Here is a 10992-nt window from a genome sequence, read left to right on the forward strand (position 1 = left end):
GCCCGGCACGGCGGCCGCGCGGACCGCCCGGCGGCCCGTACGGCGCAGGCGGCCGGGTTCGGGTCCGCCCGCGACGGCGGCCGCCCAGGGCGTGTCCGGGTCGGGGGCGATCCGGTTGACGGTGAGGGCGAGGGCGCCGACGAAGTCGTTGTGCTGGTGGGCCCGGCCGTGCTCCTCGGCGACCACCGTGAAGCCGCGCTCGGCCAGGGCCCGGCGCAGATTGGCCACCGGCATCAGGTGCTGGTGCTGGGGCTGGAACCACGGCAGCCAGTGCGCCCCCAGCAGCCGCGCCATCCGCGACTGCGGATCGGGCAGCTCGATCAGCAGGTGCCCGCCCGGGACAAGGACGGTGGCGGCCGCATCGATCTCCACGAAGGGATCGCGGGTGTGCTCCAGGTAGTGGTACATGCTGACCGCCTCGTACTGCCCGGCCAGCTTGGCGGCCAGTTCGGGGAACTGCCCCTGGTAGCCGGCGGCGACCCAGCCGCGGCGCTCGGCCTCCTGGACCCCGTCGCCCATGTCCAGCCCGTCGAAGCGGGTGGCCGGCCAGATGTCCCGGGCGACCGCGCAGAAGTGACCGTGCCCGGTGCCGACGTCGAGCCAGGAGGCGGGGGAGGCGAAGGGCGCGAGCATCCGGGCCCGGGCCCGGTACGCCTCCCCGAGCCGGCCGAACACCACGCCCGCCCCCTCGCCGCCGCGGCCGTCGTAGAAGTCGCGGTAGTAGAAGTCCAGCCCCTCCGGGGTCAGTCGGGGGTTCTGGAAGACGTGCCCGCAGGACCCGCACTGCTCCAGCGTGAACAGGCCCGGCTTGCCCTGGAGCAGGTCGGGGACCCGTACCCGTACGCTCGGATCGGCCGCCCCGCACCAGGGGCAGTCGGGCCGCCGCGGCTCGAAGAACCGGTCCGTACCGGAGGCGAGTTCGGCCGCGTACCGCGCCGCGCGCTCGGTGTCCGTGCCGAGGGCCGCCCGTACCGCGGCGGCGATGCGCGCCCCCGCGGCCGTACGAAGTCCCGTGCGCAGCGAACGTACCGGCCGGGCGGCGGTGGACCGGGCGAGACCGGCGGGGTGCAGCGGACCGCCGGTGCCCAGGACCAGGTACGGCTGCGCCCAGTAGAGGGCGGCGGCCGCCGCGCCCCAGCGGCCGTGCCGGACCGCCCCGGTGGCCAGCAGCGCCAGGCCCGCGAGCTGGGCGGCCGTCAGCAGGCCCGGGGGCAGGCCCTGGGCGTGGAGCTCCTCCACCCGGCGGTCCGGCCGGGGCTCGGTGACGGACAGGCCGGGGGCCACGGCCAGGTCGGTGGCGTCGCAGGCGTACTCCTTCAGACGGCGGCCGAGCGCGAGGAGTTCGGGGACCCCGCGGGGTACGCCGGGGTCGACGGCCGCCCGGTCGAGCACGTCCCCGGTCGCCAGGAGCGCGAAGCCCGCCCCGCGGCCGGCGGCCAGCCGGTCCCGCCGGTAGCCGGCCGGGTCGACCAGGCGCAGCAGGCCGAGGGCCCGCTCGGCGTCGAGGTCGTACGGAACCAGCTCCAGCACCTGGAGCCCTTCGTGCTCCGCATGGGCGCGGGCGGCGCGCAGGACGTCCTCACCCACGGCCACCCCTTCGGCGGCGATGAGCCGGTACGGGCCGACCGCCGGGGCGGAGAGCGCGGCCTGCGTGGCGTTCGGGCCGGCCGACGCGGGCGCCGCGGGCGGTACGGGTGGTACGGGTGGCACGGGTAGCACCGGCAGGGCGTGCAGCCGGCGGCGGGCCCGTACGGTGCCGGCGCCCAGGGCGACGAGCGTCGCGACGGACAGCCAGCGGCCGCGGCCGGGAGGCAGCGCAGAGGTCATATGAGCTTCTCCAACCGGTCGGCCGCGGCGGCGGCACCGCCGGCCGCGGCGAAGGAGGTCTGGATCCGCCGGGCCGCCCGGCGGTAGCCGGGGTCGTCGACGACGGCGGTGATCGCCTCGCACAGGTCCTGCGCGCGGGCCCGGCCGAAGCGCAGGCGCACACCCGCCCCGGCCGCGGCGACTTGCTGGGCGACGATCGGCTGGTCGTCCCGGATCGGTGCCACGACCAGGGGCAGTCCGTGGGCGAGCGCCTCGCACACGGTGTTGTGCCCACCGTGGCTGACGACCGCGTCGAGGTGGGGGAGCAGTTCGAGCTGGGGCACGGTGTCCCGCAGCAGTACGTGGTCCGGCACGGGTCCGGTCAGGGCGCCGGGCGCGGCCAGCACCAGCTGCACCCGGTCCTTGAGCTGTTCGGCGGCGTCCAGCACGCAGGCGTAGAACCGGGCGCCCGCCTCGCGGTTGAGGGTGCCCAGGGAGACCAGGACACGGCGGCGGTCCGGGTCGAGCCGGCGCCAGGGGAAGTCCCGGGCGCCGGGACGGGCCCCGAAGGCGGGCCCGACGAAGGCGTAGTGCGCCGGGAAGCGCTCCCCGGACCGTGCCGCGCCGCCCTCATCGGCGAAGTCCTCGCCGGCACTGATGAGTTCGGGCGTGGAGAAGACCAGGACCAGTCGGTCGGAGAACCGCGGGTCCCAACTTCCCACAGAGGTACCCGCACCCACCCCCGCTCCGGCCCCGTACTCCGCGAGCAGGCCCGCGATCTGCTCCGTCACCCACGCGCCGACCTTGGGGAAGCCGGAGAAGGGTCGGGTGAACTCGGCCGAGGTGGTCGCCGAGGTCGCCCATGGCACGCCGAGCCGCCGGGCCACCAGGGGGCCCGCCAGGGCCTGTTGGTCGGCGACGACCACGTCCGGCCGGTAGGACTCGACGGCCCGTTCCACTCCCGGCACCATGGCCCGGGCGAGCGGGATCAGCGCCCGGCTCCACAGGAAGTGCAGGGCTGCCACTCCCCGCAGGTCCCGCCAGTGCTCGTGCAGCGCCGCGTAGCCTCCCGGTCCGGTGACCGCTGCGCCGCCGGCCGTGTCGCCCGTCGCGTCCGCCGCGGTACGGCCCGCCGCGTCGCCCGCCGCGTCGCCCGGCGCGCCGCCCGAGGGGAACAGCCGGGTGTGCGCGGGCAGCAGCCGGGTCAGGACCTCCGGCGGTCCGGTCCACGCGGTCTCGTGGCCACGGGCGGCCAGTTCTGCGCCCACCGCGAGCGTGGGATTGACGTGTCCCACGAGCGGCGGGACCACGAAGAGGAACCTCACGGGACCAGCGCTCCCCTCTCGCCGAGCCGGATCCCGCCGAGCCGGACCGCGCCCCGGGCCGTGTCCCGGCCCGCGTCGCGGCGGGCGTCCCGGACCGCCGCCAGGTGGCCGAGCACCGCGTCCCGCAGGACCCCGCTGCTCTCCTTGAGCACGTCGTGACCGAGGCCGGGCAGGATCCGCAGCGTGCAGTCGGGCGCGTATCCGGCCAGTTCCCGGGCGCCCGGCACCAGTTCGGAGTGCTCTCCGCACACGGTCAGCACCGGGCAGCTCAGCCGGGCGTAGTCCGCGGGGCCGAAGGTCCGGCCGCCGGCGATGTCGTCGATCAGTGACGTGTGGTTCAGCAGCGCGTCGGCGACCGCCGTCAGCCTGGCCGCCTTGCGCAGCCGCAGCGAGGAGAGCTCGGCGGACACCGGGCTGTCCTCCAGGCTGAGCGCCGCCACCGACAGGGTGTCGACCATGTTCTCCACCCAGGCCCCGCTCAACGGTGGTTCGAGGAGGGTCAGTCCCGCGACCAGGTCCGGCCGGGCCAGCGCGGTGTGCAGCGCGAGCGTGCCGCCGTAGCTGTTGCCGATCAGGTGCACCGGCCGGCGGGCCAGGCCCAGGGCGGAGAGCAGGGCCACCAGGTCACTCACGGCGGTACGGCTGTCGTACCCGGTCGGCGGGCGCTCGCTCAGGCCGTGGCCCCGCAGGTCGTAGAGGACCACCTCGTGCCCGGCACGGGCCACGGGGACCGCGAGCGGGCAGTAGAAGCTGGACAGGTTGTCGACGACGAGACCGTGCAGGAAGACCACGGCGGGGCCGGGGCCCGCCCTGTCCGCCTCCGCCTCCGCCGGTGCGGGGAGGCGCTGCACGTGGAAGCGCAGGGAGTTCACCAGGATCTCGGCCATGGCGGCGGACCCCGGTCAGGCGGCCGGCGCCGGGTGCGGACCGGCGGCCCGCGAACCGAGCGCGGCCCGGGTGACCCGGTCGATGTGCGCGACCAGGTCGCCGACCGACATCGCGAGGATGGCCTCCATGTCCTTCTCGGCGAGGAACCCCATGAGGTCCACCTCCGCGCCGTACCGCTCGTGCAGGCGCTCGGCCAGGGCCACGAACTCGATGCTCTCCAGGGCCAGGTCCTCGTTGAACGTCGTCATCATCGTCACCTCGTCGGCCAGGAGGAACTCGTCGCCGACGATCTCGACGAGCATGCGGGTGATCTCGGCGAGCGTGTCGCGGGTCTCTTCAGAAGTCATGGTCATGACGTGTCTCCGTGGGGGGTGAGAGGACGAAGGGAGCGGTGGGGGCGGTGGGGGTGGTGGGGGCGGCAGAGTCGGCGTATCCCGCCGGACCCGCCGGACCCGCCGGACCCGCCGGACCGGCCGGATCGGTGGTGCAGGCGACCACATGGGCCACCGGCGGGGCGTGCGGGCGGGGCGCCACGTCGAGGACGGCGGTACGTACGGGACGGCGGCGCCCCTCGGGGGAGTGGACGCACAGCCCGCCGCGGACCGGGTCCTCGGTGACGGTCCACTGCCGGGGCCGCCCGGCGAGCCCGGTCCCCTCCGCCTTGGCAGCCGCCTCCTTGGCGCACCACAGTGCGGTGAGCGCCCGGGGCAGGCCGCCCCCGTCACGGGCCGCCAGCCGCTCGGCGAGCAGGAGTTCGTCCGCGGTGAGGGCGATCCGGCACAGCGCGTCGGGGTCCTCGGTCACCGTCTCGACGTCGATACCGACGGGGGCGGCGCCGGCCGGCCGGGCGACGGCGACCGCGAGGAGGTCCTTGTGGGCGAGCGAGAGCCGCAGGCCGGCGGCCGGGCCACCGGGCACCGGGCGGCCCGACGGGTCGTTACCGACGGTCACCTCGGCCGGGAAGACCGGCCCCGCGCCGCCCTCCCAGAGGTGCTGGCGCAGCGCGTCCTTGGCGGCGATCCGCCCGAGCAGCCAGGCCGACCGGGCGCGGGGGCCCGTCCGCTCGTACTGCGCGCGTTCGACGGCGCCGAGGTAGCGGCGCATCACCAGCTCCTGGGAGGCCGGGTCGGTCCACCGCCGGGCCGCCGCACACCAGCCGCCGGGCTGCGCCTCGCCGATCCCCCAGACCTCCGGGGTGAACTTCATCGGCCAGACCCGCTCGTCGGCCGCGAACCTGCGGTACGTCCAGTCCTCCAGGCGCGCCCACACCGAGCCGTCCGCGGCCCGCAGTTCGACGTCGCCACGTACGGACGCCGCGCGGACCTCACGGATCCGGGCCGTAGCGGTCAGCAGCGCGCCCTCGCGCGGCGGCGGCCCGTACAGGCGGATCCGCTCCAGGGTGGCGGGAAACACCAACCGGTCCCGGCTGAGCCGCAGTTGCATCCAGTGCCCGAGCAGCTGCCCGGCCGCGTCCAGCAGCGCCCCCGGCGCGGGCAGGGCGCGCAGCACACCGCGGATGCCGTCCTCGCCGACGGAAGTGACCTCGTGCACCCCGGCGAACCGGGGGCCGTGGAACATCCACCGGTCGCGGTAGAGCGCCTCGGCGCTGACCGGAGCCCGCTCCTCCGCCGTGAGTGGGGCCGGGTCGGGGGGTGGGGGAGGAGCGGAAGGCCTCGCGGCCAGCAGGACGGTGACGCTCGCACAGTCCCCGATGCGCACCCGCACCCGCCCCTGGCCCGCGGGCGTCGCGCTGATGCGCACCTCGGCGGCGGGGGCGACGGGGAGCCAGCGCAGGGCGCGCATCTCGTCGTAGCCCACGACGGCCGCGGGCGATCCGGGGGCGGTCGTGCGCAGGGCGGCCCCGGCGGCCAGCTCCAGCATGGTGGTCATGGGCACCACCGGGAACCGGTCCGCGTCCTCCGGCCAGTCGTCGGGCTGGAGGTACACGCAGTGGTCGCGGACGTACGGCATGGTCTCCAGGGACAGGGTCCGGGTCTCCTCGTACGGCTGCGCGTACGCGTCTGCGTCCGTGCCCGCGGCCGTGCCCGTGCCCGCGTCCGCGGTTGCGTCCGCGCCGGGACCTGGTGACCGTGGTGCGGGCGCGGGGCAGTCGGCGGCGGGGTTCCGCCCGGCCGCGCGGGTCCAGGCCTCGGTGACGGCGGCCGTGGCGCTGCGGGTCTCGGCCAGGAGCGCGTCCAGCGCCGACAGCAGCCGGGGCTGCGAACCGCCGGGAGCCACGACCGCACCCGGGACCGGCCCGCCGGCGACCGGGGTGCCGAGGACCGTGGTACCGGGGATCGGGGTGCCGAGGACCGCGGTGCCCAAGGTTGCCCGGGCCGTCTCGCCCAGCCGCACCAGCGGCGACCCCAGATCCAGGACCGTTCCCGTTCCCGTGTCCGTTCCCGTGTCCGTTCCCGTGTCCGTGCGGGCCGGAGGGACCGCGCGGGCACGGGAATCGGACGGCGCGGCGGCGGCCCCGGTGTCCAGCAGGCGGGACCAGGAGGGGGACAGCCCCTCCGTCCACAGGGCCGCCGCCAGCCGGCGCAGGCCCGCGAGGCCGCCGAGCCGGGGGAGCGCCGCGTTCACCGCGAGGTGGTCCCGGCCGTGCAGGGTGTCCTCCACGAACCCGGACAGGCTGCCCGGCCCCGCCGAGACGAAGGCCCGTACGCCCGCCTCCTCGTACAGCCGCAGGGTCAGGCCGCGGAAGTCCACCGGTTCCAGCAGGTGGCGGACCACCAGCTCCCGCACCCCGGCCGGGTCGGCGGGGTACGGGGCGCCGGTCGTCGCCGACCACACCGGAAGCCGCGGTGCGCGCAGCGGCAGCCCGTCGAACGCCGCCCTGACCTGGCCCAGGTACGGCTCCCACATCGGCGTGTGGAACCCGGAGCGGAAGGGCAGTTCCTGGCCCAGCACCCCCTCGGCCCGCAGCCGCCCGAGCACGGCCGAGACCTGCTCCGGCGCACCGCACACCACCGCCTGGTGCGGGCAGTTGTCGTGGCTGACCACCACCCGGTCCAGCCCGTGCAGGGCGCCGGCCGCCCGCCCGGCCCCGCAGCCCACCGCCGCGTACACGAGGTCCGGGACCTTGAGCGCCCCGGGGCGCAGCGAGTCGAGGAAGGTGTCGACGGCCTCCTGCGGGTACATGCCGGCCGCGACCATGGCCGCCCATTCGCCGAGGCTGTGCCCGGCCAGCAGATCGGGCTCGATGCCGATCCCGGGCAGCGCGCGGGCGAAGAAGCGGCCGACGGCGATCGCGTCGAGGGCGCGCTCGATCAGTTCGCCGCCGCCCGTCAGGACCGGCCGGGGCAGGCCCAGCCGGTCCGCCGCGTCGCCGACCTCCGGCGCGAACTCCGGTTCCAGGCCGGGGAAGAGGAACGCCACCCGGCCGCCGCCGGGTCCGCCCGGCTGCTCGGCGTACGGGCCGAGCAGGGGGCGCGGGGTGAACCACACGTCGCCCCGGCCCCGCCAGGCGCGGCCACGGGCGACGACGCGGGCGGCCAGCGCCCGGCGCTGTGCGGTGGGCCCGACCAGGGCCAGCCGGCACGGCCCGCCGTCCTCCGGCATGCCGTCCGCATCGTCAGCGTACGGAGCGGCCGACTCGGCGCCCTCCAGCCGCCGGCCCAGTTCCTCGGGGCTCCCGGCGCTCAGCAGGAGTACGGAATCCCGCCCGCGCCCGGCCTCCGCCCCGGATTCCGACGCGGCCCCCGCCCCCGCCCCCGCTCCGGGGCCGGGCGGCGGACCACCCACTCCTGTGCGGGGCCGCCGCCTCGCCGGGGGCGGTGGAACGAACCGCCTCACGGGTGCGGGTGCGGGGGCGGGGGCGGGTATGGGTACGGGTGTGGGGGCCGGCGCGGCCGGGGCTCGTACGGCCGGTGCCTCCTCCAGCACCACGTGCGCGTTGATCCCGCCGAACCCGAAGGCGTTCACCCCGGCCCGCCTTGGCGCCGCCCCGCGCGCCCGGTCCCACGGCTCCGCGGTCGTGACCGGGCGCATCCGGGTCCGCGCGAACTCCGCGTGCGGCTCCTCCAGATGGAGGGTCGGCGGCAGCACCCCCTCGTGCACGGCGAGCGCCGCCTTGATCAGTCCGGCCATCCCGGAGGCCTGCATGGTGTGCCCCACCATCGACTTCACCGAACCGAGCGCGACCGGGCCGGCGGCCGACCCGGGCGCCGCCGGCCCTGGTGACGCCGGACCGAACACCCGCCCGAGGGTGGCGAGTTCCGCGGCGTCGCCCACCGGGGTCCCCGTACCGTGGGCCTCCAACAGGCCCAGCGCGTCGGGCTGTTGCGGGTCCAGTCCGGCGTCCCGCCAGGCCCGTTCCAGTGCCCGTACCTGACCGTCCACCAGCGGACTCATCAGGCTCGCGGCCCGGCCGTCGCCTGCCACGCCCACGCCGCGCACGACGGCGTAGACCCGGTCGCCGTCCCGCTGCGCGTCGGCCAGCCGCTTGAGCAGCACCACGCCCGTGCCCTCCGACAGCAGCGTCCCGTCCGCGCGCCGGTCGAAGGGGCGGATGCGCTCGCTGGGGCTGAGCGCCCGCAACTGCGTGAACACGCTCCACAGCGTGGCGATGTGGCAGTGGTGCACGGCCCCCGCCACCACCAGGTCGCAGCGCCCCGACGCCAGCAGGCCCACGGCCTGGTCCACGGCGAGCAGCGAGGAGGCACAGGCCGCGTCGAGGGTGTACGCCGGCCCGTGGAAGTCCATCCGGTTGGCGATCCGGGCCGCGGTGAAGCTCGGGACCAGTCCGATGGACGCGTCCGGGCGCTCCGGGCCCAGCGCCTCCTGGAAGGCCGCCCGTACCGCCGTGATCCGCTCCTCACCGAGCTCCGGGGCGAGTTCGCGCAGGGTGGCCGCCAGCTGGTGGGCCGTGCGTACCCGCTGGTCCAGCCGGGCCGTGGCCACACCCATGAACCCGCCGCGCCCCAGGATCACCCCGACCCGCGACCGGTCCGCCGGCAGCCGCTGCTCACCGCCCGCGTCGCGCACCGCCTCCGCGGTCGCGTGCAGCGCGAGCAACTGGTCGGGCTCGGCCCCCTCAGCCGCACTCGGCATGATCCCGAACCGGGCCGGGTCGACGACCGCCAGCCCGTCCACGAACCCGCCGCGGCGGCAGTAGAAGCGGTCGCTGCGGGCCGGCCCCGCGGCGCCCTGCGGGTCGTAGTACACCTGCGGATCCCAGCGCCCGGGCGGTACTTCGGTGATGGCGTCGGTGCCGGCGAGGAGATTGCGCCGGTACGCCGCCAGATCGGGGGCGCCCGGGAACACCGCGCCCATGCCCACGATCGCCGCGTCGGTCGGACGCGGCCCGCGCCGCAGCTCAGCCATCGGCCCGGCCCCCGCCCGCCGCGTGCCCGTCCGCCGCGTGCCCGTCCGCCGCGTGCCCGTCCTCCGTGCGCCCGTCCTCCGGGTCCGGGGCCAGCAGCACCACCTGGGTGTCGCGGCCGTACGCCAGTTCGGCGAGGAAGGCGGCGGCGCCCGCGTCGGGACGGATCAGCGGGATGCCGCGCCGGGTGTACGCGCGCTCCAGCTCGGGGCCGACCATGCCGCCGGACTCGGCCGCCCACGGGCCCCAGTCGAGGGCCAGCACCCGGCCGGGGAAGCCGGCCGCGGTCCAGGCGTGGGCCAGGGTGTCCAACGCGTCGTTGGCGGCGGCGTAGTCGGTCTGACCGCGGTTGCCGTGGACTCCGGCGATGCTGCCGAAGAGGGCCAGGAAGGCCGGAGCGGGGCCGGAGCCGTGGTCGGCGGCCGCGGCGGCCAGATGACGGGCGCCGTCCACCTTCGTCGCGAACACCTCGGCGAAGGAGGCCGCGTCCTTGTCCGCGAGCAGGGCGTCCCGCAGGGTGCCGGCACCGTGCACGATGCCGTCGAGGCGCCCGTGCCGGGCCCGGACGTCCGCCACCACGGCCCGTACGGCGGCCTCCTGGGTGACGTCCGCGCAGTGGTAGCGCACCGAGGCGGCGACCTCCGTGAGGGCGGAGAGGGTGGCGCGGACCTCACGGGCGGCCAGCACCCGGGAGGCGGCGGCCTCGATCTCGGCCGGGGTCCGCAGTCCCCGGGCGATCAGCGCGGCACGCAGCGCCACCCGGTCCTGCGCATGGGCCAGCGCGGGGTCCTCGCCCTCCTGCGCAGAGGCCGGGGTACGGCCCACGAGCTCGATATGACACCCCGTGGCCCGAGCCAGGGCGAGGGCCACCCGCGCGGTGATCCCGCGCGCCCCACCGGTGAGCAGGACCACCGCACCGGGGGTGGGGGCCGGCGCCGCCGGTGCGTCACCGAGCGGAGCCTCGACGGTACGGAGCAGCTGGCGGGCGCCGTCGCGGTACCCCACCACGACGGGCTCCTCGGCGGCGCACAGCTCAGCGAGGAGCTGGGCGGCGATCCGCTCCGGGCTGTCCTTGGGGTCGGTGTCGACGGCGCGTACGAGCGTTCCCGGGTACTCCAGGGCCGCGCTCCGGGCGAAGCCGCGCAGGCCCGAACCCGGCAGCGGGTCGGGACCGGACACGCCGTCCCGGCCGAAGGAGCCGCCGCAACCGGTGACCAGGACCAGCCATCGCGCGCCGCCCGTCAGGACACGGCGCAGGCGCGCGAAGATCTCCGGAAGGACCGGACCGGAGGCCGGCCGCAGCGCGCTGAGGTCGATCAGCCCGTCGACCTCGGCGAGGTCCTCGGGCCCGTCGGGGCGATCGGGGCCTCCGAGCCGGTCGAGCCCGTCGGGACCGGCCCCGACGAGGCGGTGCGGCTTGTCCGGCCCCTCGGGCTCGCCCGGCCCGTCCAGCCCCTCGGGGCCGGCGGCCGTGAGCTGTTCGGGGCCGATCGTGCGGACCCTCGCCCCGTGTCGCTCCAGCAGGGCCGCGAGGGCCGGTGCCACGCCGAGCCCGTCCTCGACCACGGCGAACCGGCGTCCGCCCAGCACCTGTCCCGGGCACCCCGCCGCGGGCGGGCCCCCCCGGGCGCCCTACCCCCTGTCCTT

6 protein-coding genes are annotated in these 10992 nt (G+C 76.9%); all 6 read right to left on the reverse strand.

Annotated elements, in window-relative coordinates; translation table 11 throughout:
- Positions 1-1827: class I SAM-dependent methyltransferase (locus GPJ59_RS26805; protein ID WP_219670273.1), on the reverse strand; the 1827-nt coding region annotated here is incomplete at its 3' end.
- Positions 1824-3131: a glycosyltransferase gene (locus GPJ59_RS26810; protein ID WP_219670274.1), complete on the reverse strand. Its 1308-nt coding sequence runs from the start codon at positions 3129-3131 to the stop codon at positions 1824-1826. The genes GPJ59_RS26805 and GPJ59_RS26810, both read right to left, overlap by 4 nt.
- Positions 3128-4018: an alpha/beta fold hydrolase gene (locus GPJ59_RS26815; protein ID WP_219670275.1), complete on the reverse strand. Its 891-nt coding sequence runs from the start codon at positions 4016-4018 to the stop codon at positions 3128-3130. The genes GPJ59_RS26810 and GPJ59_RS26815 overlap by 4 nt, the downstream gene beginning before the upstream one ends.
- A 15-nt stretch (positions 4019-4033) precedes the next feature.
- Entirely contained in the window at positions 4034-4372 is a 339-nt protein-coding gene (locus GPJ59_RS26820) for an acyl carrier protein (protein ID WP_258024963.1), read from the reverse strand.
- The gene (locus GPJ59_RS26825; protein ID WP_219670276.1) at positions 4356-9347 is read right to left on the reverse strand and encodes a type I polyketide synthase; all 4992 of its coding nucleotides are present in this window, start codon (positions 9345-9347) and stop codon (positions 4356-4358) included. Before GPJ59_RS26825 ends, GPJ59_RS26820 begins: the two co-directional genes overlap by 17 nt.
- Positions 9340-10935 carry an SDR family NAD(P)-dependent oxidoreductase gene (locus GPJ59_RS38670; protein WP_219670277.1) on the reverse strand — a complete coding sequence of 532 codons (1596 nt, stop codon included), beginning with the start codon at positions 10933-10935 and terminating at the stop codon, positions 9340-9342. The genes GPJ59_RS26825 and GPJ59_RS38670 overlap by 8 nt, the downstream gene beginning before the upstream one ends.
- Positions 10936-10992: the final 57 nt, after the last annotated feature.

The organism is Streptomyces bambusae, assembly GCF_019400985.1.
Taxonomy (GTDB): domain Bacteria; phylum Actinomycetota; class Actinomycetes; order Streptomycetales; family Streptomycetaceae; genus Streptomyces; species Streptomyces bambusae_A.